Source organism: Bifidobacterium sp. UTBIF-68 (assembly GCF_006408855.1).
GTDB classification, from domain to species: Bacteria; Actinomycetota; Actinomycetes; order Actinomycetales; family Bifidobacteriaceae; genus Bifidobacterium; species Bifidobacterium reuteri.
Genome location: NZ_JFAN01000004.1, coordinates 15,934 through 42,755, shown reverse-complemented (window position 1 = coordinate 42,755; position 26,822 = coordinate 15,934). Strand labels below are relative to the sequence as shown.

The window sequence follows — 26,822 nt, the reverse complement described above, 5'->3', positions numbered from 1 at the left end:
GTCATAGGACGTTTCGCCTATAGTGGAGCGTATGCGTGAACATGTTGAACAACCCAGATACGTCACCACGGATGAAGACACGGTTTTCTCGCTGTTGTCGAAACGCGCCGCCCGCACGCCGGACGACACCATCGCCGAGTGGCAGGATGACGATTCACATCAATGGCACGGCGTCACCGCCTCCCAGATGCTGTCTCGCGTGCGCGAAGTGGCCAAGGGGCTGCTGGGTCTTGGCGTCAAGGCCGGCAGCATGGTGCTGATCTACTCGCCGACGTGCTACGAGTGGGGCGTCACCGATTTCGCGTGCGCGGCGATCGGCGCGGTCGTGGTTCCTGTGTATGAGACGGATTCCGCCAAGCAGACCGCCGGCATCATCGAGGAGGTCGACCCGGCGATCGCCTTTGCGGGGGACTTCCAACGAGCTCAGACGCTCGAGCAGATTCGAGCCGGTCATCCGGGTCTGAAATACGTGTTCAACTTTCAGGCCGATGGACTTGACGCCGTGGCGGACTTCGGCCATGGCGTCAGCGACGAGACGCTGGACGCCGCCATCTCCCGCATCACCGCCGACGATCTGCTCACCGTGGTCTACACCTCCGGATCCACCGGCAAACCCAAGGGGGCCATGCTCTCCAACCGCAATTACACGCATATCGTGCTCAACGGCTACGAGATCCTGCGGGGGATGCTGTACGACGACAACCGCCTGCTGCTGTTCCTGCCCCTCGCCCATTGCTTCGCCCGGTACATCCAGTATGTGTGCATCGGCGGATGCGGAGTCGTGGGATACCTCCCCAACGCCAAACATCTGCTCGCCGACATCCGCAGCTTCAAACCCACCTATCTGCTCGGTGTCCCGCGTGTGTTCGAGAAGGTGTACAACGCCGCTTCGCAGAAGGCCGGCGCCGGAATCCAGGGATATATATTCGCCCGGTCGGTGAAGCATTTCGTCAAATGGAGCAAGGATGGGCAGTCCGGACATGGTCATTCCGTGTTCGACCGCATCAGCCACTCCTTCTTCATGGCCACGGTCGGCAAGTCGATTCGTTCCGCGCTTGGACCGAACCTCCGCTGGCTCGCATGCGGAGGCGCACCGCTCAACGTCGATCTCGCCCACTTCTTCAACGGCATGGACGACATCACGTTCATCCAGGGATACGGCATGACCGAAACAGCGGCTCCGATGCTGGTCAATTGGGAGGACGACAACGAGGTCGGGTCCGTGGGCAAGCCCGGTCCCGGCATGGGCGTGCGTCTGGGTGAAGACGATGAGATCGAGCTCACCGGGCCCAATGTGTTCCTTGGCTATTACAAGCAGCCTGAGCTGACCGCCCAGACCATGACCGCAGACGGATGGATCAAGACGGGTGACCTTGGTCGCATCGACGACAGGGGCTTCACCTTCATCACCGGACGCAAGAAGGACATCATCATCACCGCTGGCGGTAAGAACATCAGTCCGGCGCCGATGGAGGACATCATCAACACGTGCCCGATCGTGTCGCATGCCGTGGTGGTGGGCGATGGCAAGCCCTTCGTTTCTGCGCTGATCGAACTCGACCCCGACATGCTGCATTCGTGGCTGTCGGGCCAGGGGCTTGACGCGAATATGACACTCGATGAGGCCAGGGACAACGATGCGGTGCGCGCGTTCATCCAGCAGTACATCGATCAGGCCAACGCCAATGTCTCCCGGGCCGAATCCGTACGCAAGTTCGTGATTCTCAACGAGGTCTTCAGCCAGGAGCGAGGAACGCTGACGCCGAGCATGAAGGTGGTGCGCCCCAAGGTGCTCAAGCGGTACGATTCCGTCATCGAAGATGAGCTGTATGCCCCCAAGCCGTCCAACAAGCCGCTGCCGGCCACCGTCAAGATCATCGACAGCACTTCGGAGACCGTGAAGAAAGCTTCCGAACAGGTCAGGCAGGCTTCGGAGCAGGTCAAGCAGGCCTCCGAACAGGTCAAATCCAGCGTGTCCGATTCGCTTGCTAGCGTGCAGGAGAAAATCAAGAAGACCAAGGCCGAATCCGAGCAAGCCGAGCAATCCGAGCAAGAGCCGGACGATGCCGGGAGCATGGCAGGCCAACCACAGGCTGACGCCAACGAGAAGAACGAGGAGTGACATCACAGTGGCCATTCGTGAGATTCGAGTCGTGCCCGATCCGGTACTGCGCACCCCATGCGACGAGATCAGGGAAATCACCCCTGCCGTGCGCAGGTTGGTGCAGGATCTGCTCGATACGGTGAACGATCCGGGCCGTGCCGGTCTGTCCGCCAACCAGATCGGTGTGAGTCTCAGGGCGTTCTCCTATAACATCGACGGACATGTCGGGTACATCCTCAACCCGGTACTGGAGGAGACCTCCGGCGAGCAGTATGGCGACGAGGGATGCCTGTCGGTGCCGGGCCTGTGGTACAAGACGCGAAGGGCCGATCACGCCCGCGTGCGGGGCATCGACCTGGACGGCAAGGAAGTGGTGTTGGAGGGTGCAGGCCTCATGGGCCGCATGCTTCAGCATGAATGCGATCATCTCGACGGCCATGTCTATCTTGACCGTCTCGAAAAGGACGAGCGTCGCGAAGCCATGAGGTACATGCGCACGCATCAGCGATAAGCAGATATTCTGGTGCCTCCGCGGTGAATCAGTGGACGCGGCCGCTCCGATAACTATTGGGGTGGCCGCTTTTCCATATCTGATGATATTCTTAAATTTTGTGTGCCATCCGGCAAAGAGCGCAGTCGCAGGTGCTCGGAGCCACCCATTATCGTCGACCGGCACACCACAAATACGCGTCATGCTCGCGACGGCCTGTGTCGGTCGGTGGCGACTCGAGCGATCGGGGAAGCCGCTGCACGCAGGTGCGCATGACCAGGCAAGAACCGACAAGAAAGGTAGTATTACCATGGCTCAGATCACTATGAGCGAGATGCTGAAGGCAGGTCTGCACTTCGGCCACCAGACCCGTCGTTGGAACCCGAAGATGAAGCAGTTCATCCTCACCCAGCGTAACGGCATCCACATCATCAACCTGTTCAAGTCGCTCGACATGATCGACAAGGCCTACGACTTCATCAAGACCACCGTCGCCCACAACGGCACCGTGCTCTTCGTCGGCACCAAGAAGCAGGCTCAGGAGGCCATCGCTGCACAGGCCACCCGCGTGAACATGCCTTACGTTTCCGAGCGCTGGCTCGGCGGTATGCTGACCAACTTCCAGACCGTTTCCAAGCGCGTGAACCGTCTCAAGGAACTTGAGGAGATGGACTTCAACGACGTGCATGGCTCCGGCCTGACCAAGAAGGAGCTCCTCCTGCTCGAGCGCGAGAAGGACAAGCTGGAGAAGCAGCTCGGCGGCATCCGCAACATGAACCGTACGCCTTCCGCCATGTTCGTCGTTGACGTCACCAAGGAAGCCCTGGCTGTCGAAGAAGCTCACAAGCTCGGCATCCCGGTCGTCGCCATCGTTGACACCAACGCCGATCCCGACATCGTCGAATACCCGATTCCGGCCAACGATGACGCCATCCGCGGCATCGAACTGCTGACCAGCCTGATGGCCGACGCCGTTGCGGAAGGTCTGCTGGAGCGTTCCGGCCAGGCCAACAAGACCGCCGACGACGCTCAGCCAATGGCCGCTTGGGAGAAGGAACTTCTGACCAACGAAGCCCCCGCCGAGGCCGCCGCTGAAGCAGCTCCGGCCGCCGAAGGCGAAACCGAGGCCCCGAAGGCCGAGTGATGCTCTAGGATGGGAAGTGCCTGAACAAGCGCTTCCCATCTGTTTTGGGTAAGCAAAATCTTCTTAAAGGAGAACATCAATGGCAGCAATTACCGCCGCACTGATCAAGCAGGTTCGTGAGGACACCGGCGCCGGCATGCTCGACGTCAAGAAGGCTCTCACCGAGGCCGAAGGCGACGTGGCACGCGCCAAGGAAATCATCCGCGCCAAGGGCATCGCCGCAGCCGGCAAGCGTGAAGGCCGCAAGGCCCAGGAGGGCACCATCGCCTCCAAGGTCGTCGTGATCGAAGGCAACGAGACCGGTTACGCCGTCGAGCTGAACTCCGAGACCGACTTCGTGGCCAAGACCCCGAAGTTCGTCGAGTTCGCCGATGAGGTGCTCGGCTACGCTGTGGCTGCCGGTGCCGGCTCCGTCGAAGAGCTGGAAGCCGCCAAGGCCGGCGACTCCACCGTCAAGGTCGCAGTCGAGGAGGCCGCAGCCCTGTTCGGTGAGCACGTCAAGATCGGTCAGTTCGCCAAGATCTCCGGCGAGCACGTCGAAATCTACGCTCACAAGAAGTCCGCCGAGATGCCGCCGAGCATCGTCGCCATGATCGCGACCGACAAGGCCGGTGCCGCCGTGGCCCACGAAGCCGCTCTGCAGATCTCCGCCATGGGCGCCAAGTGGCTCACCCGCGAGGATGTTCCGGCCGATGTGGTCGAGTCCGAGCGTCGCGTGGCCACCGAGAAGTCCCAGGCCGAAGGCAAGCCGGAGAAGATCATCCCCAAGATCGTCGAGGGCCGCCTCAACGCCTTCTACAAGGAAGTCGTGCTGCTCGAGCAGCCGTTCGTCAAGGATCCGTCCAAGACCGTCGGCAAGCTGTTCGAGGAAGTGGGCGGCAAGGCCACTGCCTTCGCCCGCATCGAGGTCGGCAAGGGCGAGGAAGAGTGAACATCAGGTTCACTGTCGCCTAGTATCCTGCGTCATTAATTCGTTGTTTATACTTCTGGCTCCCCTTGTCAGGGGAGCTGGCCCGCGAAGCGGGACTGAGGGGTAGTGAATTAATCAACGAGCTGACGGAGCTGCATACTAGTTTGACGCATTGATTGAAAACGTCATCCGGAGCAAGCCTTCGGATGGCGTTTTCTTATATGGGGGGGTGTCAATGCCGGGGGTGTCGTTGTAAACCGATACCCTTGTCTACGGATATTTTGCAGGCACTTCCATGAAGTCTCAGGGAAAGGCAACACACATGACTGAAAGCGACAAGCCTCGTAGGGTTCTACTGAAGCTGTCCGGTGAAGCGTTCGGCGGCGGCAAGGTGGGCATCGACACCCATGTCATCCGTCGCATCGCCGAGGAGATCGTTCCTGCAGTGCAGCAGGGCGTCCAGGTGGCCATTGTGGTCGGCGGCGGCAACTTCTTCCGTGGTGCGGAGCTCCAGCAGGCCGGCATCGATCGCTCTCGCGGCGACTACATGGGCATGCTCGGCACGGTGATGAACTGCCTCGCCCTGCAGGATTTCCTGGAGCAGGAAGGCCAGTCCACCCGCGTGCAGACCGCGATCACGATGGGTCAGGTCGCTGAGCCGTACATTCCGCTCAAAGCCATCCGTCATCTCGAAAAAGGCCGTGTCGTCATCTTCGGCGCCGGCGCCGGCATGCCGTACTTCTCCACAGACACAGTCTCGGTGCAGCGCTCCCTTGAGATCCACTGCGACGAAGTGCTGATGGGCAAGAACGGCGTCGATGGCGTCTACACCGCCGACCCGCGCAAGGATCCGAACGCCAAGCGCTTCGTGACGTTGAGCTACAAGCGCGCGCTTGTCGACAACTTGGCCGTGATGGATGCCTCCGCACTGTCGATGGCACGCGACAACAAGAAGCTCATTCGTGTCTTCGGACTCGAAGGTGCTGGTAACGTGACCCGGGCGCTCGTCGGCGAGGAGATCGGCACATTGGTCTCCAGCGCGGAATCGCGTGTGGCTGACTGATTGCAGGCGCAGGAACGCCTACAATCAGATAACAAGCGTTCATGGAAGAACACCATTCGAATCATTAAGGAGTAACTAGCATGTCTCTCATCGATCAGGCCAAGGAACAGATGGCCAAGACTGTGGAAAACACCAAGGAGAACTTTGCGGGCATCCGCACCGGGCGCGCCAATCCCGCACTGCTCAACGGCATCATGGTCGACTACTATGGCGCACCGACTCCGATCAAGGCCGTAGCCTCCATCGGTGTTCCCGAGCCCCGTACCCTTGCCGTGACCCCGTTCGATGCTTCCCAGGCCGCTGCCGTGGAGAAGGCCATTCGCAATTCCGACCTCGGCGTCAGCCCGAACCGCGACGGCAACGTCATCCGCCTGACCATGCCCGAGCTTACCGAGGACCGCCGCAAGGAATACGTCAAGCTCGCCAAGGGCAAGGCCGAAGATGGCAAGGTCGCCGTCCGCAATATTCGTCGCAAGACCAAGGAAACCATCGACAAGTCCGTCAAGGACGGCGATATGGGCGAGGATGAAGGCGATCGTCTACTCAAGGACCTTGACAAGGTCACCAAGTCCGTCACCGATGAAATCGATGCTCTGCTGGAGACCAAGCAGAAGGAGATCATGGAGGTCTGAGCGATCAGCTCCGGGAGCATTATGGAACGTAACGATCAATTGCACGAAGAGGCCGAGGAGGCCCTGAACCAGATCAACAAGAAGACCGGCCGTAATATGCCACAGGCCATCGGCACGGCTGTAGTGCTGGTTGCTCTGATCCTGGCCAGTCTGCTCATCAGAATCGACCTGTTCGTGCTGTTGGTCGTGGTGTTCATGGTCTTGGCATTGTGGGAGCTCCGTGTGGATTTCGCCACCGTGGGCCTGCATATCCCCGTCGTCATGCTCTGGATATGTTCGTCCTTCACGTTGCTTGCGACTTACTATGCTCCCTACCATCTCATCACGATGTCGCTGAGCGTCATCGTATCCATCATCCTGGTATCCATTTCTGCGAGCGCCAAGCTCAGCTTCGGCAACCGTCTGTCCCTCGCGGTCGCAGGCAAACTATCGAACACGGATGCCAGCGCCCGGCTGGAATCCTCGTTCAATCACGACGGCGGTGAGTTGCATCACTCCCGTATCAGCCATGTGGCTGTCTCGGTGCTCACCGTGCTGTACATTCCGTTGCTGGCCAGCTGCATCATCATTCCGCTCACCTTCAACAATCATCCTGTGGCGCACGCCATCATGCTGGTATTCCTGCCGGCGCTTTCCGACACTGGCGGATTATTCGCCGGCGCATGGCTCGGCAAGCATAAGCTCAGTCCGCGCATCTCGCCCAAGAAGTCTGTCGAAGGCCTCATCGGATCGATGCTGTTCGCCATGACGGGGGCGTTCGCGGTGTTCTTCTGCACCTATGATTCCTCCATCTGGGCGAGCCGTTGGTGGGTCCCAATCGTCGCCGGCGTACTGATTGGCGCAGTCGGCACCTTCGGCGACCTGTGCGCATCCATGCTCAAACGAGACATCGGCATCAAGGACATGGGGCATCTGCTCAAAGGCCATGGCGGCGTGATGGATCGTGTGGATTCCATTCTGATGAGCGCCCCGTTCACGTGCGCATTGCTGTGGGTCACCGGGTTGTAGAACGCTGACAAACGAGGCGATAACGCAATGCTCAATGATTGATTGTGGCGGTGCATCTTACCGGCGACTATGAAGATGCACCGCCATTACAATGTGAGTAGAGCCGTCCATGAATAGTCGGTATCGGTAATTCGTTGGTATTTTGTATTCCCCGTCAAGGTAAGAGTGAAGTTCGGCATGACCGCACATGAGATTGATACACCTGAAACCGGCATCACCCCCGGTGGCACCTCCGGCGCCTTCCGCGATGTGCTGTCCAAAGACCATGCTCGCCGTGGCAAGCCTCCGCTGCATTTCGTGGACATGACGCCTGAAGAGCGCATCGCTGGCGTAGAGTCGTTGGGATTGCCGAAGTTCCGCGCCAAGCAGTTGGCGAACCATTACTACGGCCATTTCGATGTGGATGCTGCGGAATACAGCGATTTTCCCGCCGCCAAACGTGCCGAGGCGGCCGAGATGTTCTTCCCGCAGCTCATCACCGAAGTCACTCGGCAGGTGGCCGACCAAGGCACCACCATCAAGACGCTGTGGCGCCTGTTCGACGGCTCGCTCATTGAATCCGTGCTGATGCGCTATCCGACACGCACCACGCTCTGCATATCCTCGCAGGTCGGTTGCGGCATGGGCTGCCCGTTCTGCGCGACGGGCAAGATGGGCCTGACCCGCAATATGTCGGCGGGCGAGATCGTGGAACAGGTGCGCGTGGCGGCGAAGATGATGCGTGACGGCGAAGTCGCCGGTGGCCCGGGCCGCCTCAGCAACATCGTGTTCATGGGCATGGGCGAGCCGATGGGCAATTACAAGTCCGTGCTGTCCGCGGTGCGGCAGATCTCCGCCATGCCTCCCGAAGGCTTCGGCATTTCAGCGCGCAACATAACCGTCTCCACGGTAGGCGTGGTGCCCGGAATCAAAAAGCTCACCGCCGAAGGCCTTCCTGTGCGTCTGGCTGTTTCCCTCCACGCGCCCAGCGACGAACTGCGCGACGAGCTGGTGCCTATGAACCGACGCTTCAACACCACGCAGGTGCTGGACGCCGCTCATGATTATTGGCTTGCCTCCAAGCGACGCGTCAGCATTGAGTACGCGTTGATGCGCGGCATCAACGATCAGGCAGAACATGCTCGTCTGCTGGCCAAACGACTCAATCATTATGGTGATAACTGGGCCCATGTGAACCCCATTCCTCTCAATCCGATCGAGGGCTCCCGATGGACCGCCTCCAAACCGGAGGATGAGGCGCGGTTCTTGGAGATCCTGCATGACGCGGGCATCACCGCCACTTTGCGCGACACCCGTGGACAGGATATCGATGGTGCCTGCGGCCAGCTTGCCGCCAAAGAGCGCTGACGACCTACGACTGATGCCTGTGTGACGATTATCGCCTTCCTCTTGAGAGGAAGGCGTTCCTTCAGGGGCGTACGGCAGGTGGTTTTGCCGTAAACCCGTTGTGACCGTTTATGATTCTCATATTGCAGAAGCCGATATGGTTCATGTAATGACCGATAGGTAGGCTGAAGCACTGTACAAAGCGAAACCGAACAGGGGAGTGGAGCATGTCGCTGGCGGTACGAGTCATCCCGTGCCTGGATGTCGATGACGGTCGCGTGGTGAAAGGTGTGCATTTCGAGAACCTCAAGGATGCCGGCGACCCGGTGGAGCTGGCCGCCGAATACTACCGTCAGGGCGCCGATGAGCTGACGTTCCTCGATGTGACCGCCTCAAGCTCGCATCGCAGGACCATGATCGATGTGGTTTCCCGTACGGCCGAACAGGTGTTCATCCCGATGACGGTCGGCGGCGGTGTGCGTACGCCCGAGGATGTGGATTCGCTGCTGCGCTGCGGCGCGGACAAGGTCGGCGTCAACACGGCCGCCATCAATGATCCTTCGCTGATCAGCCGTGTGGCCGAACGATTCGGAAACCAAGTGCTGGTGCTGTCCGTGGATGCCCGCCGCGAGCAGGGCGAACAGCATACCCAGTCTGGTTTCGAGGTCACCACCATGGGTGGCCGCAAATCCACCGGCATCGATGCGATCTGGTGGGTCAAACGGGCCGAGGAGCTTGGAGCCGGCGAAATCCTGCTGAACTCCATGGACGCAGACGGCACCCGGCAGGGATTCGATCTGGAGATGATTCGTGCGGTGCGCAGGGAAGTGAAGATTCCGATCATCGCATCCGGCGGTGCCGGCAAGGTCGAGGACTTTCCGCCGGCCATCGAGGCGGGCGCCAACGCGGTGCTGGCGGCATCGGTGTTCCATTACGGCATCATGACCATCGCCGATGTGAAAGCGGAATTGAAGAAGCACGGCTACACCGTGCGCTGAACAAGTACGATACATGGACAATGCAGGCAAACGGATATAACGACATGGCAGAACACGAATACGACAATTCCACCGAGCTCGACCCACGAATCGCCGCGCGACTGAAGCGCGATGCCAAGGGACTGGTCGCGGCCGTCATCCAGCAGTACGACACCCGCGAGGTGCTGATGGTCGGCTATATGAATGACGAGGCGCTGCGGCGCACCCTGACCACCGGGCGCGTCACGTTCTGGTCCCGTTCTCGTCAGGAATACTGGCGCAAGGGAGACACTTCAGGCCACGTGCAGTATGTCAAGGGCGTCTCGCTCGATTGCGACGGTGATGCGCTGCTGGTCGAAGTCGATCAGGTGGGTGCCGCATGCCATACCGGCAAGCGCAGCTGCTTCCTCGAAGGAGGGCCGCTGCCCGTGGTCGAAGGCCACCGTCCTGCCGGGCAATAGGCTTACGCCGGATTCCCTTTGTCGGCGGACGCCATACGCAGCACGGCCAAGGGACGGTTAGTATTGCGGGAATACATGCAGTGAATTGGGATATCAGTCAAGGAGCGATAATGAGCGAATGCAGCGTCAAGAATCTTACATGGGGAGCCACTTGGCCTAGCCGTGATCAGTTCCACGAACTCGCCGATGAAGGCTATCGTGTGATTCCTATTGTGCGCCGACTGCTCGCAGACTCCCTGACCCCGGTTGGTTTCTACGAGCGGCTCGCCGGCGGACGCTCCGGCACGTTCATTCTCGAATCGGCGGAATTCGGCGGTTCCTGGAGCCGATACAGCTTCATCGGTGTCAATTCCATGGCCCAGTTGCGCTCTAACGACGGCAAAGCCGACTGGTTGGGTAAGGTGCCGGCCGGTGTACCCAACGAGGGCGATGTCATTGAAGTCGCCCATGCCGCACTGAAGACGCTCAAGGCCCCGCATGTGGAGGGGCTGCCGAACCTGACCTCTGGTTTGGTCGGCACTGTCGGCTGGGATGCCATCCGCCATTGGGAGCCGACGTTGCGTGGCTCGGCCCCGAACGAGACCGGCCAGCCGGAAACCGTGCTCGCCCTCGCCACCGACATCGCCGTGGTCGACCATGTCTCCGGTTCCGTATGGCTCATCGCCAACGCCGTGAACGTGGACGACAAGCCCACTCGTGCGGACGGCGCCTACGACGAGGCCGTGGCTCGACTGGATCGTATGCAGCGCGACGCCGCCACCCCCACCGAGGGCGAGGCACGCGTCAACGTGCTGGACGAGTCGGTCAAGCAGCCCGAACTGCGTTTCCGTACCGAGAAAAGCCATTACGAACATGCCGTGGAGGAAGCCAAGCGGCATATCGTCGACGGCGACGTGTTCCAGGTGGTCATCTCCCAGCGCCTCGACATCGATTCGCCGGCCGACCCGTTCGACGTCTATCGTGTGCTGCGCACATTGAACCCGAGCCCGTACATGTACTTCATGGCGCTCACCGACGCGCAGGGACGCGACTTCAACGTCATCGGCTCCAGCCCGGAGACGCTCATCAAGGTGGACAACGGCCATGCGATGACGTTCCCGATCGCCGGTTCCCGTCCACGTGGCGCCACGCCTGAAGAGGACGAGAAGCTCGCGAAGGAGCTGCTTGCCGATCCGAAGGAACGCAGCGAGCACATCATGCTCGTGGACTTGTCGCGCAATGATCTGAGCAAGGTGTGCGTGCCGCAGTCCGTAGAAGTCGTACAGCTCATGGACATCAAGCGTTTCAGCCACATCATGCACATCTGCTCGACCGTCACCGGACGGGTCGACCCCTCGTTGACCGCCTTCGACGTGTTCAAGTCCGCGTTCCCCGCCGGCACGCTCTCCGGTGCACCCAAGCCGCGCGCCGTGGAGATTATCGACGAATTGGAACCCGCCGATCGCGGCATCTACGGCGGTACCGTCGGCTACTTCGACTTCTCCGGCAACATGGACATGGCCATAGCCATCCGTACCGCGTTCCTGCGCGACCATGAGGCGAGCGTGCAGGCAGGTGCCGGCATCGTGCTCGACTCCGTGCCCGCCAACGAGTGGCAGGAGACCCGCAACAAGGCCGAGGCCAGTGTCGAGGCCGTCCAGATCGCCGCCCAGCTGCGCGAACTGTAAGCGGTACATGAACAACTGAGCATTAGCCTTCTTGTCGCAATCCACATTGTGGCAAGAAGGCTCATTCATTGTGCTCGATAGTGACCATCACAGCGATCAGGAAGGTCCAACAAGGTCGAGCACAACACATCTGCCGTGCTCTATTAGTTACGTTTCCCGCGCCTGCGGCGACGTTCGAGCAGGTGGTATCCGCCGTAGCAGCAGGCGACGAACGGAATCATGCAATACAGCGTGGAACGCTGCGTGTCATCCAGCACCACCAGCACGAGCGCGCCGACGCACATCGCCATGGCGAGCCAGGGAAGCACCGGATATCCGGGGGCCTGATACCCCAATTCGTCGGTACTGCGCCCGGAACGCACCCATTCGCGGCGGAACCGGATATGACACACGCACACGGAAAACCACACCACCAGCGTCGCCAAGCCGGATACGGCGACCAGCACCAGATACACGGTCGAGGCGGCAATCACAGAAGACAGCAGCGCCAATAGCGAGCCCGCCATGCTGAACAGCACGGCCCACACAGGCACGCCGTGGAAGTTCGTCTTGGCGAACCGAGCGGGGATGAGACGCTCCTTGGCCAGCGACCACACCATGCGCGAGCACACGTACAGGCCGGAGTTCGCGGCGGACAGCACGGCGGTGAGGACCACGAAGTTCATGACGTCGCCGGCGAACGGCATACCAATCGACTGGAATACCAGCACGAACGGGCTGGTCTCCACGCCGGCCTGATGCCACGGGATCAGAGCGGACATCACCGCGATGGATCCGATGAAGAACAGGGCCAGACGGAACACCGTGGTGTGCACGGCTTTGGGAATCGCATGCGAGGGATCCTTCGTTTCGCCGGCGGCCACGCCGACCACCTCGGTGCCGGAGAACGCGAACACCACCGTGAGCAGCGTGGAGAACACCGGTGCGAAGCCGTTCGGGAACCAGCCGTCGGCGTTGAAGTTGCCGAACAGTGGCGCGTGGTCGTATCCGGCGATGGGAATCACGCCGAAGATCGCCAGCAGTCCGATGACGATGAACGCCGTGATCGCCAGCACCTTGATTGAGGCGAACCAGAACTCGGCCTCGCCATACAGACGCACCGACATGATGTTGAGCGCGAACACCGCCACGATGAACACGGCCGACCACACCCATGCCGGCGAATCCGGGAACCATCGTTGCATGAGCAATCCGGCCGCCGTGAACTCGCTGGCGAGCGCCACCGCCCAGTTGAGCCAGTACAGGATGGCGATGGTGAATGCGGTGCCGGGGCCGATGAACCGCTTGGCGTACATGTGGAAGCTGCCGGCGTACGGCATGGCCACGGAAAGCTCGCCAAGGGAGACCATCACACAATAGACGAGCAGGGAGCCGACCGCGTATGCCAGGATCGCGCCGAGCGGTCCGGCCTGATGGATGGTGTAGCCGGAACTGACGAACAATCCGGTGCCGATCACACCTCCCAGAGAGATCATGGTCAGATGGCGTGACTCCATCTTGCGTTCGAGACCGCTCTGGGCATTGTCGTCACTGGTTGCGCCTTCACAGGCATCCGCCATGTCTGGGCTCCTTTGATCGTGTGTGGTCGATGTGCGTGCGCTGCTCGTTTTCACGCCGAATTCATATACTACTGGTTATGGCCGGGCATGGGGGCCGGGAACACGGGTCAAGCGTAATGTCGGGCATACAATGATAGCGGAACTACAGTGCCGTCCGGGCGTTGTCACTGTGTCCAAGGTGCCGCATGCACGCGGCACCCAGCAAGAGGAAAGGTCCATAGCCGATGGAAACCCAGCATCGTTGGCCCACGAAGGTGATAGGTCTGATCGCATTGCTCGTGGCGGTGGCCGTCGTGCTCGGCGTGGTGGTGTGGCGCTCGTCCCAGCCCAAGCCTGCGGAACCTGTCCAGGCAGTGAAGGTGGACGGCTATCTGGGCGGCGAGAAGATCGGTCTGTTCGATGACGACGAATTCAAGGCATTGGCGACCAAAGCCGGCCTCGACGTGAACTACCGCAAGGCGGGAAGCCTCGCGATGATGGACGCCGACCGCAAGGGCCTCGACTACCTGTTCCCCTCCTCGCGCACGGCCGTCGAATACGGCAAGTCCAAGGGCGTGAAGGCCACACGACAGGACATCGTGTTCAATTCTCCGATTGTCGTCTACACGCATCGAGCCGTTGCCGACGGGCTGGTCGCCGGTGGACTCATGACCAAAGACGAATCCGGCGTCTACCGGTTGGACATGGCCAAGGCCGTGGATGCGATGGTCGCGGACAAATCATGGACCGATGTGGGGTATGCGGCCGGGTACGGCCAGTTCCGCATCGACTCGACCGATCCGGTGCAATCGAATTCAGGCAACGAGTACGCGGCGCTCATCGCCACCGTGCTCAACGGCGGCACGCCAGCCACCGTGGATTCCGTGGCGCGCGACGGCGCGACCGTGAAGCGCCTGTTCGCCAAATCGGGATGGATGGAGACCAGCTCCGAGGATTCGTTCACACAGTTTCTGACGCTTGGCGTGGGCTCCAAACCGATGACCGTCGGCTATGAGTCGCAGATCCTCGATCTGGCGGTCAACAATCCGGACGCATTCGCCCAGGTCAAGGACGACATCGTGGTCGCCTACCCGACCCCGACCGTCTGGAGCACGCATACGCTGATGGCCTTGGATGCCAACGGGGAGAAACTGCTTGATCTGCTGAAGTCGAAGGACGTGCAGCAGCTCGCGTGGCGGCGGCACGGCTTCCGATCGGTGGACTATCTGGGCAGCGACCCCATCTCACGGTTCGGGGTGAACGGCGTGACCGATCAGGTCACCAACGTATCCGAACTGCCCAACAACGACGCCATGCAGGCGCTTATCAAGGCGCTGCAGTGATGGATTAAAGGCGGATTCGGCGTCGGATCCGTGGGAAATCACCCCGGTAGATGCGGCGGGAAGCAGGTCCCTTCAGTGCAATCGACGGCATGGTATTCACAGCCGGCCGTCACAGATTGTCGATCTGCGCGCCGAACGGCCAGAGCGCGAGCTTGGCCATCTTGAACGACTGGATGCCGAATGGGATGCCTATGATGGTCACACAGTTGAGCGCGCCGGCGATCACATAGCCGATCGCCATCCATACGCCGACCAGCACAACCCATACGATATTGGCGAGCGTGGAACCGACCCCGCCGCCGTACCGCACCGTTTTGCCGAACGGCACCAACGTAAGTCCGGCCATCTTGAATGCCTGAATGCCCAGTGGGATGCCGATAATCGTGACGCACAGGACAAGGCCCACGATGGCCCAACCAATGGCGATTTCGATGCCGCCCAGAATGATCCACAGAATATTGCCGATGAGTCGCATGCCATTCCCCCTTTCCATTGTTTGCAGACAACATCACAGTATCGCAAACGACCGCGTCCCGAATCATCAGGGACTTCCCGGAACCGACCCCGAAATCCGGTCGGCGTTGTTGCCATCAGGCGACAGAACGTCTCGGTATGGCCAAATCTATGATATAAGCACATGTATGGCTGACGCTCGGAAGGGGGAATCCGACAATGATATCCGAGGACAGGCAGGGTTATCGATACGGAATCATCATCGCGATCGTCACAGTGATACTGGTGGTCGCGATATGCGTATTCGCACGATGGTGGATGCATCGTCCCGCAGACACGTCGCACGTCCAGTACTCCTACTCGTCCTCCACCCGGTTCTCCAAGGCGCAGCTCGACGCCGCCGGCAGGACCGTCACGCAATCGTTCTCCACACTCACCGGTTGCACACTGCACAAGGTCTCCTACGACGAAGCGAAGACCGATGAGATGCTGGATTGGGAGGATAAGGCCAAGAGTGAATCGCCGGACTACTGGTCGTCCGTGTATGACGCATACCAGCAATATGGGCGGGACCGCATATTCATGGCGACCGTCGATTTCGACTGCGATGGCAGAGACCCGTCACTGCCCGACGGTCCGCAATCGATGGCTTGGTATCTGCGGCTCAACGACGACGGCCGGACATGGACTGAAGTCGATCACGGCAATGGGTGACTTCAGTCCACGTTATATCCGAACGCTGGCAATTACTTGGCGAACGGTTCGGACGCCTTGTCGAGCGCGGCCACCTCGTCGTCGGTCAGGTCAAGGGCGACCGAAGCCAGCAGGGCGGGCAGCTGCTCGGGCGTTCGGGCGGAGGCAATCGGGCCGGCGACCTGCGGACGGTGACGCAGCCAAGCCAGCGCCACGGTGGCGATCTGCGCATCGTGCGCCTTGGCCACCGCATCAAGCGCGTCAACGAGCGCGAACCCGTCGGCGTTGAGGTAGTCGGCGACCATGCCCTGGCGGGCCTTGCCCTCGGCGTCGGCTGCGGAACGGTACTTGCCGGTCAGGAAGCCGGCGGCCAGCGAGAAGTAGGGGAACACCGCGAGGTTCTCGCGTGCGGCCACCGGGGCGAGCGTGCGCTCGTAGTTGCCGCGGGTCACAAGGTTGTAGTGCGGTTCCAGTGCGACCGGCAGCGCGTAGCCGTGCTCGCGGGCGATGGAGAACCACTCCTCGATGCGATCGGCTGTGTAGTTCGACAGACCGATCGCGCGGATCTTGCCAGCCTTGACCAGTTCGTCGAATGCGGCGACGGTCTCCTCGAGCGGGGTGTTCTTGTCGTCGAAGTGGGCGTAGTACAAGTCGATGGCGTCCACGCCGAGACGCAGCAGCGACTCGTTCGCCGCGGCGATCACGTTGTCGTGCGACAGGCCCTTGTACTGCGGGTGCTCGCTCACCTTGGTGGCGATGACCACGTCGTCGCGGTTGGACCGCACGGCCAGCCAGCGGCCGAGGATGATCTCGGACTCGCCGCCCGCGTTGCCCGGCGCCCATGCCGAATACACGTCGGCGGTATCGATGAAGTTGCCGCCCGCCTCGACGTACTCGTCCAGCACCTTGCGGCTGGTCGCCTCGTCGCTGGTCCAGCCGAACGTGTTGCCGCCCAGTACCAGCGGGAACACCTCCAGGTCGCTGTCGCCCACCTTCACTCGCTGATCGGTCATCTTGACATCCTTTCGTCGTCTTTGCGCGAATCGTCGCCGCATCCCGACCGGAGCGACGGTCCAGGATGCGGCTTCGATTATTGTCGCGCGCGACACGGCATACGGGAATGCGATTGCACGCAGTTCCGCTCTTGGCGGACAGGTATGGCGTGATTTTGCCGTACCTTGGCATTCGCTGTTGGCCAAAGCCCACACGGAAGCATCCTCACGGGTTCCTGTCGTGACTATCGTGGGAAACGTCATTGTTGCGAGGGGAGTGGAATCATGTCATTGACCAGTGAACAGCGCGCGAACACCATCCGCGAATTCCGTGAGAACATGCGTTTGCTGGGCCTGACCGCCGACCAGATCGGCGCGGACTTCGGCGTCAGTGGCCAGACCATCGAACGCATCATCGACCTGCGCACCGGAGTGCTGGAGTATCCGTGGATCGTGCGCGGATACCTGCTGGACAAGGCAGCCGCAGCCGGCGTGACGCTGGTGCCGTTCACCGCCCTGCGCGGCGACCCGCACGACTACTGGTTCCTCGACGACCGGGTCATCGACGCGAACCGGCTGGATTAGCTGTTATCCGCTTGTTGTATGGCATGGCCTGCAGTATGAGATTCGCTGAGCCACCGTCACCGATTATTGGAAAGTAGCCAGTCAATGATGTTCATTCCTTGGATACCGTCTCGTGTCTGAGGAAACTCATCCATGCTCAGCACATATTTGGGCCAGTTATCACGAATGCCATCGAATGCGCCGAATTCTCGGTCAGCGGTCTGCTGTGATTCGAGGAGATACGAGACCTGATAGTAGGAAAGATCGTCTCCTCGACGCGCGATGAAATCGATTTCCTTGTCGGCGATTTTGCCGACTCGAACGTCATAGCCACGGCGTCTGAGCTCCATGTAGACGATGCCCTCCAGAACCTGATCGATTGCGTTTGCGTTGTTAAGTCCAATGGCATGACGCAGTCCCTGATCGACCACGTAATACTTCTCATTAATTTTCAGCGTACGCTTGCCTATCGTGTCCTCGCGTGGAACACGGTAGATGAGGAATGCCTTGCTCGCGGCGTTGAGATAATTGGCGATGGTCTCGGCCGATACTTTGCGCTGCTCGCTTTTCATGTATGCGGCGATATTCGCGGCGGTAACCAGATGTCCTTCCTCACTGATGACGTAACGTATGACCCTTTCCAGTGAGTCGGCATCTCGTATCCCCGCGTGCCGGATGACGTCCTTGAACAGTATGGTCGAGAACAGGTCCTCGAGGTAATGCAGGGAAGCCGTCTCGTCAAAGGCCAGATCGGTCTGGAAGGGGAATCCACCTTGGGCTACATATCTGCGGAACGCAGATCGTTCATCGACCGGGCCGGCTGCTTGACGAAACGCATCAAGGAATTCGGCGAATGAGAACGGGTATACGTCGATGGTGATGTAACGGCCAGTGATATAGGTGGCGAGATCGCTGGACAGCATGCGTGCATTCGAGCCGGTCAGATAGATATCGGCATCGTAATCCACTATGAAGGAACGCACCGCCTTCTCCCAGTGAATGACCTCTTGGATTTCGTCGAAGAACAGGCGAATAGTACCTTGTGTTCCTGCCATGTGTTTCGCGACATACTGATTGAGATCATCGGCGTTCGCGATACCGGCATACTCGCTTGATTCGAAATTGATATGAAGCATGGATTGTTCGGCAACGCCTTCGCTGATTAGCCGTTGCCGGATGAGCTCCAGTAACGTCGATTTGCCGGAGCGCCTGGCTCCCACCAGCACTTTGATGACGTTCTTTCCCATGAAGGGACGTATTTGCTGCATATATGCAGGTCTATCAATCATGGTGAATCCCTTCCTCATATGAAATCAAGTATGATTGATGTATCTGACCAATTGTTTAATAGAATCGATTATAATCGATTCTTTAGTGGATTACAGCATGTGCTTAAACGTATCTGATTGTGATTGTGCTTCTATGATGCCGATTTCGACATGATTGACTGATGGAATGATGCTAAGCAACACGTCGGGATTGATCGGCGGCAAGCTCCTGCCATGCCGAATGATATGCTTCTCGCTGTGTGCAGGTGCTTTGCGGCTGATTTGGATTGGGGCGCGGTTGCGAAACAATTCGGTGTGGAGGCGGGTGAGAACGAGGACGGCGGCAACAGTGGCGCGGATGCCGCTTCGCTGCCACGGCCGTCATATAACGTCAGGCCCGGGCAAACCATCGCGGTCGTGGCGCAGGGCGGGGACGGCCGACGCCATTTGACCGGTGCGCGCTGGTCTCTGGTGCCGTCGTGGAGCGCTGGCCCGGCCCTGACGTATCCGACATACAATGCTCGCATCGAATCTGCCGAGGCGAAGCCGACATTCGCCGAGTCGACCAGATCGATGCGGGCCGTCATCCCCGCTTCCGGATACTACGAGTTCCGTGGCCGACGGCCGTTCTATTTCCATGCGCCGGACGACAGACCACTGGCAATGGCCGGACTGTTCTCCTGGTGGCGGGCGAGTTCGTCTTCGGCGACGTCGCCGGTATCGGCGGCGGATTCGTCAAGTTCGTTGAATCCGATGATTTCGTCAATTCCGCCGAGAAAAGCGTCTCCATGGATGCTGACCGCGACGATACTCACCTGCCCGGCGGTGGACGGGCCGGCGACGGTCCACGACCGCATGCCGGTGCTCGTCCCCTCAGACATGACCGGCGCATGGCTCGACCGCTCGATCGACGGCTCGTCGTTGCTCGCGGACCTCGCATCGAACGGGACCGAGCTTTCGCGCCGGCTCGCCTTCCATGAGGTCGCCCCGTTCGCCCCAACGGATGACGGTCGCCGCATCATACGGCCGCTGGTCCAAGCCGAGGCCCCGACCCTGTTCTGACAATCGAATGTCGGATATACGATCCTCGCATTCATTGCAGCAAAACAAACCGTTCAGCGAAGGTCACATCATAGGCAAAGCCACCCGTCGGCGGTGATGATGCGGAACACGTCACAGTAGCCGTCGACAAGCAGGACAGCGGCTGCGTTCATGAATCCGCTGGTCATTCCAACGACCTAATCGCCGCAGAGAAACGTTCACTCATTAGGTTGATGGACTGGGCGTCAATGCGGCGCATGGCGGCTCGAGGCACTGCCTGAGACAGTGCGGATCGCAGTGTTCTGGACCATTGTTCCGCATATTTTCGGCTAACGCCGAACAACTCAAGGCAATCATCGGTCAGCAGTTTGCCCATACTTACTTCGGCGTCGCCGAAAAGCGCTATTTGATGCACATCCGGAACCGCCGCATCATACGGTTCGGGATTCATATCGAACGCGGGGGATAGCTTCCAGCCATTGCCGCACCGCAGATACCCATGATTGCGCATATGATCGTCCAGATTCCCGATAGCCGCGCCGAACATGGCCCGACGCCACAACTCACCGGTATCACCTCCCGAACGTCGGGTGAATTCCGCCAAATCAAGCCAATCTCCACCAACCCCATCAGACGATTCCAATGCGGTCAGCGCCGACATATAGGGGATTCTGGTCATGGCCTCCGCTGATGGCGCGGGTCTCCTGTCGAAGCGTTTGGTAAGTAGAACCGTTCGATTGCGTCCATCAGCATCTTTGATGGTCAAGGTTTGATGCTCAGGCACATCGATATTCGCCATACACGCGATTTCCAGCGTGACAGCCTCCCAGCCGATGACGTCCCATTCGTCTCCGTCGGGTTTGGGGAATTTGGCGAGCCACAGCGAACCTTGATCTGTCACCGATGCCTTTGGGCGAGCGCCGCCCAAGGATCCAGTCGCCCGGTAAAGTCTGCGCAGCGAGACGTCGCTGACATCACGATTCTGTTCCACGGCGTCGGCGGTGTTCAGCAGTTCCGGCAGATTGGCCAAGACCGGTACTCCTTCATCGCCGGCCACAGGCCTGCCCTCGATGCAGTACCGTATGGCGCCCTGACGGGTCAGGTCATTCACGCCGAACAGATATTCTGATTCGCTGACGCGGATTCTCTTCAGACTGCGGGCGAGTATCTTGCGTCCCCAACGGTCGGGGGCGGAATCCGAAAACGGTCCTAGTCCTGAAAAGAAGAACGGAGCCAGTGAGCGCGGCAGGGATGGGAACAGGTCGAATGAATCCTGTCGGTGGATGTAGTCTGCGTCATATCGGAATGACAAGTCATCCCCGGTGGCGTATAGGGTCCCGGCCGTAGTCTCGTCTCCACTCTCCAATGTGACGGCGACTGTCGCCTCGACGGTTTTCGCCGACATGATCTATCTCCTCACCCGCTGGGGAAGTTGCTCTCCGGCCCGTAATCTGCCGAGGTCGGTCGAATACGGGTCACACGACGATACCAGTGCATCCGCCATTTGAAGCACGCGGGCAATGCTCAGCAAGGAGTCGGTGCGAACCGGCTTTCCCTGTTCGAGATTCGACACCGTGGTAGGGCTCACTCCTGCGCGTTGCGCCACGTCGGCGACAGTCAGCGACAGTAGACGACGCTGCTGAGACAGTCGTTCCCCCATGATTCGCAAATCACGTCTCACTGTTGTGGGCACATATTTCATGCGGTCTCTTTACGATTAGTATTTTCTATGTAAACGAGGATAAGCAATAGTATACTGTATGTTATTCTTCACAACCAGAGAACAGTCGCAACCAGAGAACAGGGAATCCCGATGATATCAGTAGCATCGTTTATTGCTCGGGTGCGCCGTCGCGCCACCCGTCGGCGGTGATGATGCGGAACACGTCGTCGTGGTAACGGTCGATGAGCGGATAGTAGTCGTGCTGCGATTCGGTCACGACGGTCAGTCCGCACTTGGCCATCACACGGCCGGATTGCGTGTTTTCGCGGTAGTGGCCGCCCCATGCCGCCTCCGCGTGCAGATCGTCGAACGCGTATCCGAGCACGGCACGCAACGCCTCGGGCATATATCCCTTGCCCCAGAACGGACGGCCGATCCAATAGCCGAGTTCCAGCGCATTGCCGCCGAGATACGTGTCGTAGTAGCTCCCGCCGAGCTCCGGACCGGCGGTCACCGCGTCGATGGTGTAATGACTGACGGGTTTGAGCGCGATGCTACCCACCGGCTCGTTATCCGCGGCGGGTCCGGACGCGTCGCCGCCCTTTATCGTGATGGCCCAGTTGTTCTCCACGGCGAGGATGCCCCGGATGTCATTCATGCTGCCCTCGACGCTGGTGTGCGGCGGCCATCCGCAGCTGAGCCCGATCTCGGGGTCTGAGGCGTACCGGAACAGCGAGGCCGCCTCGGCCGCGTCATCCGCCTTCCAAGGGCGCAGCAGCAGTCGTTCGGTCTGGATGCTCTTCATGTCGGCGCCTTTCAACGGAGTGGTTTGATCCTATGTCTGTATCGTAATTGGTTGAGTGGTGCTGGCCCCCTCTGACGAGGGGGCTGTCAGCGAAGCTGACTGGGGGAGAGAAAAAAGCTAAATCCTCTCAATTATGTACATCCATTGGCGATGGTCATGAATTGCGGATTCATCACGAATAATGAAATGGCCGTTCCGTCCTGATAATGTCGGCGGTTGTTTGGGCACGACGGTAGCGTGTTGGGTAACAGATGAATCCGTCGGTCAAAGGAGCGCGGCTGATATGGCTGAACCGGAATATGCCGTACTGTTTGATCAGCTTTTCGTCCTTGACGATGTCATCGAACATGCCGGTGGAACCGCGCCTGCGGTAATACTGTGCCATCGTGAGGGCAAAGGCGCCAGCGCGAACGAATTACGCGTGAAAAACGGTTCTATCACAGGCATCAGCATGGGTGAAATCCGGTACGTGTCACAGGCCGACTGGCGACTTGGCAAATGCGAATATAAACGACGAACCCACGCGCAGGAGCTGCAACGGATGGAATCCACGCGCGGCGGAGACGATTCAAAAAGCGTTGAAGGCAAACGAGCCGATGCATCTGTGTCATCAATCAATGCCCACAGTGCGCCCGAACGGAAGATCCAATTATTCCGCTCCCTGTTTCGCGGCCGTGACGACGTATACGCGCACGGATTCGTGAGCCAGAAAACCGGCAAGGTCGGATATGCGCCGGCGGCATGGAATGAATGGACCACATTGCCGAATGGCAAAAGGGTGCCCACTCCGCCGGATCGGCGTCGTTGCAAACCTCTGACCGATCAGATATTGCTTGAGCATTTCACCAAGCGAGACATGAGGATGACGAATGTCGTCGGACTGTACCCGATGTCCAAGGAGTCAAAGGTCTGGTTTCTGGCCATCGATTTCGACGACGCCGGCTGGCGCGATGAGATCACTGCGACCCGACGTATCTGCGAGCAGCATGGGTTGACGCCGGCCATGGAACGTTCACGCTCCGGTGACGGAGGACACCTATGGCTGTTCTTCACCGAACAGGTCGAAGCCGCTCAAGCCCGGCGTATGGGAGACGTATTGCTCACCGAAGCGTCCGATCTGGTGAACATCACATTCCGCTCATACGATCGTATGTTTCCCAACCAGAACACGTTACCCGCCGGTGGTTTCGGCAATCTAATCGCACTGCCTCTGCAACGTTTGGCAAGGGACAAAGGCAACAGCGTGTTCGTGGATGAACGATTCGAGCCATACCCGGACCAGTGGGCATATCTGGCCTCAATCAGGCGAATCACGCCCGAGCAAGTGCATGCCATCGCTTCCCTGTCCTCAACGTTGGAAGGACCGCTGGGCAGTCTCAACCGGGAAGGACCACCTGCGGAATCTTGGGCCAAGAAATCCCCTGCATATTCGGACGCAACGCACACGCGACCGGATGACAACGCCTATCAGCAGGTGATATTCGACCAATTCAATGGGAATCATTCCATCAAACAACACAGAACGCTCACTCCAACGGATGTCCCCGAAACTGTTGATATCGTCGAGCGCAACATGCTCGTCATACCGAAAAACGGCATGACGGCACTCGCGCTCAACACGATACGACGACTTGCGGCATTCGCCAACCCGGATTTCTATCGAGCCCAGGCCATGCGCCAGCCCGTATACAACAAGCCGCGCATTATCTATCGCGGCGAAGAAACAGATGCTGCAATCCTACTGCCTCGTGGGTGCAAAGATCCACTGGCCACCTTACTGAGCGAGGCCGGAGCCACAGTGATCTGCACGGACGAACGCAATGCGGGCAAACGCATACGCGCACAATTCACCGGCACACTCAACAAACAGCAAATCTCCGCCGCAAAAGCCCTGCTCGCACATGACAACGGCATCCTCATCGCGCCAACCGGCTTCGGTAAAACCGTGATAGCAGCCGATCTCATCGCCAAACGCAAAACCAGCACGTTGATCGTACTACGGTCGTCCGCACTGCTCGGTCAGTGGAAGGAACGGCTCGAACAATTCCTCAACGTCACAGCGACACTGCCGCCATTGCGAACCAGAACCGGACGAATCAGCCGACGGCAACGCAGCGTCATCGGCCAGATCGGCGGTGGACGAAACGAACCCAACGGCATCATCGACATTGCATTGGCACAGTCGCTCTTCGAACAAGGCGACGTACCCGGAGACAAGCACATCAAAACCCTCGTCAGGAACTACGGCATGGTGATTTTCGACGAATGCCACCACGTCGCCTCCATCGACACCGAAGCCATCGCACAAGCAGCCACCGCCAAATACGTCTATGGACTTACCGGCACCTTGAAACGCGACGACGGCATGCATCCCATAGCCGTCATGCAATGCGGGCCGGTACGGTACACCGTCGATGTCAAAGACCAGATGGCCTCGCAACACTTCACACGCCGGTTCATTCCGCGATTCACGCCCGTCAACCTCGACCTCATCGAACCATACACGTATCACGACTATCTTGAAGCGGCATGTGCCAATGAGGAACGCAACGCCATGATTCTCAACGATGCCATGAACATCATCGACGAAGGCCGCACGCCACTTCTGCTCACCAAACGCATCGAACACGCCAAATCGCTCGCCGATGGGCTACAAACACGCGGATGTGCGCATGTGATCCTTCTCTATGGCGCAGATCCGAAGAAAACCAAACAAGCCAACCTGGACCGGCTCGCCCATGTTTCCCCGGGGGAGAGTCTTGTCGTTGTGGCGACTGGCAGCTATATCGGCGAAGGATTCGACCAGAAACGGCTCGATACGCTTCTGCTCGCCGCTCCGGTGTCCGTGGAAGCGGCCGTCACCCAATACGTGGGGCGTCTGCACCGCGACAATGATGGCAAATGTGAGGTACGCGTCTACGACTATATCGATGCGACCGTGCCCATGGCCACTGGCATGTATCGCAAACGATTGAAGGCATATTTGGCGCAAGGATATGAGCCACTGCTGTCCGAAGAGGACCGGACCTGCGCGATGCGACAGGCCAAGACGAAGGCGTTGATGCAGCGCAAGGCGAGTCTGACGCAGACGGATGCCGGCAAGGATACGCCCGTCATCACCGCGGCGGGATTCCTCAAGACGCTCCGTGATGACATCGATCATTGCGGGCACACGATGACCATCCATGCCGGATACCTATCGGAACGCGCCATCAAACAAGTCGACGACGTAATTCTCAAGGCGGTCGGCAGGGGAGTAAAAGTCGACGTCACCGTACGCCTCTCGTCCACGGCGACACCGGCCTCGCGCGCCCGCACCGAACGCAACATGGACAGGCTCCGCGCGCTGGGATGCACTGTGCACGCCGTCGAATCCTGCAGCGAATTTGTCATCTTCGACGAAGCCCTCGTCTGGTTCGGCACCATCGAACCGTTGGGCAACCCCAAACCGGACGACTGTTCGCTACGGTTCATCGACGCCACGGTCGCCGCCAACCTCCACCAGGAAACAGGACATACGCTCGCCGTCACCCACTGACTCATCCTCCGCCCACGTTCGTATCAGCCCTTTAGCCGATGTGCAAACGCCGGCACATGTCCACGGCACGACCGGAAGCAAGCGGACTGCAGCCGAAGCGCGTACCGTTGCGCACATGCTGGACCACATCACCCTACATGTGACGGACATCGAACGCAGCGTCAACTTCTACACACGGGCGCTCGCCCCACTCGGCTACATCGTCAAGGCGCATCACGAGTCGACGCTCGGATTCGGCGTGAACGACGGCACCCTCCACTCCGACTTCTACCTCTCGCCGACGGACGCCGACGCAACCAGCCACAGCCATGACGGAACCGAAACGGTCTCACCCGTCACCCACATCGCCTTCCTCGCCCCAAGCATCGATGCCATCCGCGCATTCCACGCCGCCGCGCTCGCCGCCGGAGGCCAGGACAACGGCGCTCCAGGGCCGCGCCCCTATCATCCCGGCTATTACTCGGCGTTCGTACTGGACCCGGATGGCAACAACATCGAAGCGGTCGTCGACTGGTCCGGATGGTTCGGCGACGGCCATATTGATGCGGGCGTAGAATGAGTGGGAAGTTGTGGTGCGGAATCGGAATCGTACATTGTGGTCGGAGGCATTATGGCGAAGATTGGTATGAGTAACCTTTTGGAGGCCAATGGTCTTCGCTTGGGATACACGGCGAAGACGGTCACGGTCACTGAGCCGGCGACCGGGTTTAAGATTGTGTTCAACAATGACGGCTCCGTGAGGAGCAACACGTTCCCTTCCGAATCGCTTCCTTTGGTGGAAGGCTATTTCAAGCGTTCCTACCCGTTCGTGGAGGATGCTCGTGAAGTAGATCGCGAATATGCCTGAAATCTGGTTTGAAGACGTCGCCGGATACGAGTTCTATGTGACCAGCAATGACGGCGGCCACGGCGTGCACTTTCACATCAAGCGCAACAACTCGTATCGGCTCGCCAGGTTTGTGTTGACCGCCGATGGCGATGTGGTTGTGGATTCAACCACACTTGACGCCAAGACGACCAGGAAAATCCAGCTGTACATACGTCGTAACTGGAATGGTTTCGTGCAGGCGTGGCGCAGCTTCTTCGGCAACTGTCACTTCGATAAGTAACGCTACTGATAAGCAGCAATCATCACCTCCATG

At 59.5% G+C, this 26,822-nt stretch carries 26 protein-coding genes; 19 read left to right on the top strand and 7 right to left on the bottom strand.

Translation table 11 applies throughout. From position 1 onward, the window contains the following. Positions 1-31: 31 nt before the first annotated feature. The 11 genes from BW14_RS01375 (at position 32) to trpE (ending at position 11,782) form a co-directional block, all read left to right on the top strand. Positions 32-2,122, top strand: a complete 2,091-nt coding sequence (locus BW14_RS01375) for a long-chain fatty acid--CoA ligase (protein ID WP_140464134.1) — start codon at positions 32-34, stop codon at positions 2,120-2,122. A gap of 7 nt (positions 2,123-2,129) precedes the next feature. Then, positions 2,130-2,615: a peptide deformylase gene (locus tag BW14_RS01370; RefSeq protein WP_044090215.1), complete on the top strand. Its 486-nt coding sequence runs from the start codon at positions 2,130-2,132 to the stop codon at positions 2,613-2,615. 289 nt (positions 2,616-2,904) lie between these two features. After that, a complete protein-coding gene (gene rpsB / locus BW14_RS01365; protein WP_140464132.1) occupies positions 2,905-3,738 on the top strand; it encodes a 30S ribosomal protein S2 in 834 nt (277 codons plus the stop codon). Positions 3,739-3,817: 79 nt separating this feature from the next. Beyond that, on the top strand, positions 3,818-4,669 hold the full coding sequence (gene tsf, locus BW14_RS01360; protein WP_140464130.1) for a translation elongation factor Ts: 852 nt from the start codon (positions 3,818-3,820) through the stop codon (positions 4,667-4,669). A 301-nt stretch (positions 4,670-4,970) separates the two neighbouring features. Further along, positions 4,971-5,711 carry a UMP kinase gene (gene pyrH, locus BW14_RS01355; protein WP_044090218.1) on the top strand — a complete coding sequence of 247 codons (741 nt, stop codon included), beginning with the start codon at positions 4,971-4,973 and terminating at the stop codon, positions 5,709-5,711. An 80-nt stretch (positions 5,712-5,791) separates the two neighbouring features. Further along, a complete protein-coding gene (frr, locus tag BW14_RS01350) occupies positions 5,792-6,343 on the top strand; it encodes a ribosome recycling factor (RefSeq protein WP_044090219.1) in 552 nt (183 codons plus the stop codon). A 21-nt stretch (positions 6,344-6,364) separates the two neighbouring features. Then, the gene (locus tag BW14_RS01345) at positions 6,365-7,351 is read left to right on the top strand and encodes a phosphatidate cytidylyltransferase (protein ID WP_140489142.1); all 987 of its coding nucleotides are present in this window, start codon (positions 6,365-6,367) and stop codon (positions 7,349-7,351) included. Positions 7,352-7,528: 177 nt separating this feature from the next. Beyond that, a complete protein-coding gene (gene rlmN, locus BW14_RS01340; protein WP_044090260.1) occupies positions 7,529-8,698 on the top strand; it encodes a 23S rRNA (adenine(2503)-C(2))-methyltransferase RlmN in 1,170 nt (389 codons plus the stop codon). Positions 8,699-8,904: 206 nt separating this feature from the next. Continuing rightward, positions 8,905-9,675 (top strand): imidazole glycerol phosphate synthase subunit HisF, encoded by a 771-nt coding sequence (gene hisF, locus BW14_RS01335; RefSeq protein ID WP_044090221.1) that lies wholly within the window; start codon positions 8,905-8,907, stop codon positions 9,673-9,675. Between the two features lie 44 nt (positions 9,676-9,719). After that, positions 9,720-10,115 carry a phosphoribosyl-AMP cyclohydrolase gene (hisI, locus tag BW14_RS01330; RefSeq protein ID WP_044090261.1) on the top strand — a complete coding sequence of 132 codons (396 nt, stop codon included), beginning with the start codon at positions 9,720-9,722 and terminating at the stop codon, positions 10,113-10,115. A 110-nt stretch (positions 10,116-10,225) separates the two neighbouring features. Then, complete coding sequence (trpE, locus tag BW14_RS01325) at positions 10,226-11,782, top strand: anthranilate synthase component I (RefSeq protein WP_140462721.1); 1,557 nt, start codon at positions 10,226-10,228, stop codon at positions 11,780-11,782. A gap of 143 nt (positions 11,783-11,925) precedes the next feature. Here the strand turns inward: trpE and BW14_RS01320 are convergent, their stop codons facing one another. Beyond that, positions 11,926-13,341: an amino acid permease gene (locus BW14_RS01320; protein WP_044090223.1), complete on the bottom strand. Its 1,416-nt coding sequence runs from the start codon at positions 13,339-13,341 to the stop codon at positions 11,926-11,928. 224 nt (positions 13,342-13,565) lie between these two features. Between BW14_RS01320 and BW14_RS12155 the strand changes: the two genes are divergently transcribed. Beyond that, positions 13,566-14,663, top strand: coding sequence for a hypothetical protein (locus tag BW14_RS12155; protein ID WP_044090224.1), 1,098 nt, complete (start codon positions 13,566-13,568; stop codon positions 14,661-14,663). Between the two features lie 109 nt (positions 14,664-14,772). Here the strand turns inward: BW14_RS12155 and BW14_RS01310 are convergent, their stop codons facing one another. Next, positions 14,773-15,138: a YccF domain-containing protein gene (locus tag BW14_RS01310; RefSeq protein WP_044090225.1), complete on the bottom strand. Its 366-nt coding sequence runs from the start codon at positions 15,136-15,138 to the stop codon at positions 14,773-14,775. Positions 15,139-15,335: 197 nt separating this feature from the next. Between BW14_RS01310 and BW14_RS01305 the strand changes: the two genes are divergently transcribed. After that, positions 15,336-15,830: a hypothetical protein gene (locus BW14_RS01305; RefSeq protein ID WP_044090226.1), complete on the top strand. Its 495-nt coding sequence runs from the start codon at positions 15,336-15,338 to the stop codon at positions 15,828-15,830. 32 nt (positions 15,831-15,862) lie between these two features. On the opposite strand, the gene BW14_RS01300 is transcribed toward BW14_RS01305, so the two are convergent. Further along, positions 15,863-16,822, bottom strand: coding sequence for an aldo/keto reductase (locus BW14_RS01300; protein ID WP_140462724.1), 960 nt, complete (start codon positions 16,820-16,822; stop codon positions 15,863-15,865). 264 nt (positions 16,823-17,086) lie between these two features. Between BW14_RS01300 and BW14_RS01295 the strand changes: the two genes are divergently transcribed. Then, positions 17,087-17,386: a DUF2316 family protein gene (locus tag BW14_RS01295; RefSeq protein WP_044090228.1), complete on the top strand. Its 300-nt coding sequence runs from the start codon at positions 17,087-17,089 to the stop codon at positions 17,384-17,386. A gap of 56 nt (positions 17,387-17,442) precedes the next feature. On the opposite strand, the gene BW14_RS01290 is transcribed toward BW14_RS01295, so the two are convergent. Then, the gene (locus BW14_RS01290; protein ID WP_202962221.1) at positions 17,443-18,612 is read right to left on the bottom strand and encodes an ATP-binding protein; all 1,170 of its coding nucleotides are present in this window, start codon (positions 18,610-18,612) and stop codon (positions 17,443-17,445) included. A 255-nt stretch (positions 18,613-18,867) separates the two neighbouring features. On the opposite strand from BW14_RS01290, the gene BW14_RS01285 reads away from it, so the two are divergent. Then, complete coding sequence (locus tag BW14_RS01285) at positions 18,868-19,695, top strand: SOS response-associated peptidase (RefSeq protein WP_223847869.1); 828 nt, start codon at positions 18,868-18,870, stop codon at positions 19,693-19,695. 163 nt (positions 19,696-19,858) lie between these two features. Here BW14_RS01285 and BW14_RS01280 read toward each other — a convergent pair whose 3' ends face one another. The 3 genes from BW14_RS01280 to BW14_RS01270 form a co-directional block, all read right to left on the bottom strand. Then, positions 19,859-21,079, bottom strand: a complete 1,221-nt coding sequence (locus BW14_RS01280) for a type II toxin-antitoxin system HipA family toxin (RefSeq protein WP_044090230.1) — start codon at positions 21,077-21,079, stop codon at positions 19,859-19,861. Positions 21,080-21,082: 3 nt separating this feature from the next. After that, positions 21,083-21,334 (bottom strand): helix-turn-helix domain-containing protein, encoded by a 252-nt coding sequence (locus BW14_RS01275; protein ID WP_223847870.1) that lies wholly within the window; start codon positions 21,332-21,334, stop codon positions 21,083-21,085. A 172-nt stretch (positions 21,335-21,506) separates the two neighbouring features. After that, entirely contained in the window at positions 21,507-22,142 is a 636-nt protein-coding gene (locus BW14_RS01270; RefSeq protein ID WP_044090231.1) for a GNAT family N-acetyltransferase, read from the bottom strand. Between the two features lie 283 nt (positions 22,143-22,425). Here BW14_RS01270 and BW14_RS01265 point away from each other — a divergent pair, with 283 nt between their 5' ends. The 4 genes from BW14_RS01265 (at position 22,426) to BW14_RS01250 (ending at position 26,789) form a co-directional block, all read left to right on the top strand. Then, entirely contained in the window at positions 22,426-25,680 is a 3,255-nt protein-coding gene (locus BW14_RS01265) for a DEAD/DEAH box helicase family protein (RefSeq protein ID WP_181162262.1), read from the top strand. A gap of 115 nt (positions 25,681-25,795) precedes the next feature. Then, positions 25,796-26,239 (top strand): VOC family protein, encoded by a 444-nt coding sequence (locus tag BW14_RS01260; protein ID WP_044090232.1) that lies wholly within the window; start codon positions 25,796-25,798, stop codon positions 26,237-26,239. A 66-nt stretch (positions 26,240-26,305) separates the two neighbouring features. Beyond that, the gene (locus BW14_RS01255) at positions 26,306-26,527 is read left to right on the top strand and encodes a hypothetical protein (protein ID WP_140462728.1); all 222 of its coding nucleotides are present in this window, start codon (positions 26,306-26,308) and stop codon (positions 26,525-26,527) included. Continuing rightward, entirely contained in the window at positions 26,520-26,789 is a 270-nt protein-coding gene (locus BW14_RS01250) for a DUF4160 domain-containing protein (protein ID WP_044090234.1), read from the top strand. The genes BW14_RS01255 and BW14_RS01250 overlap by 8 nt, the downstream gene beginning before the upstream one ends. Positions 26,790-26,822: the final 33 nt, after the last annotated feature.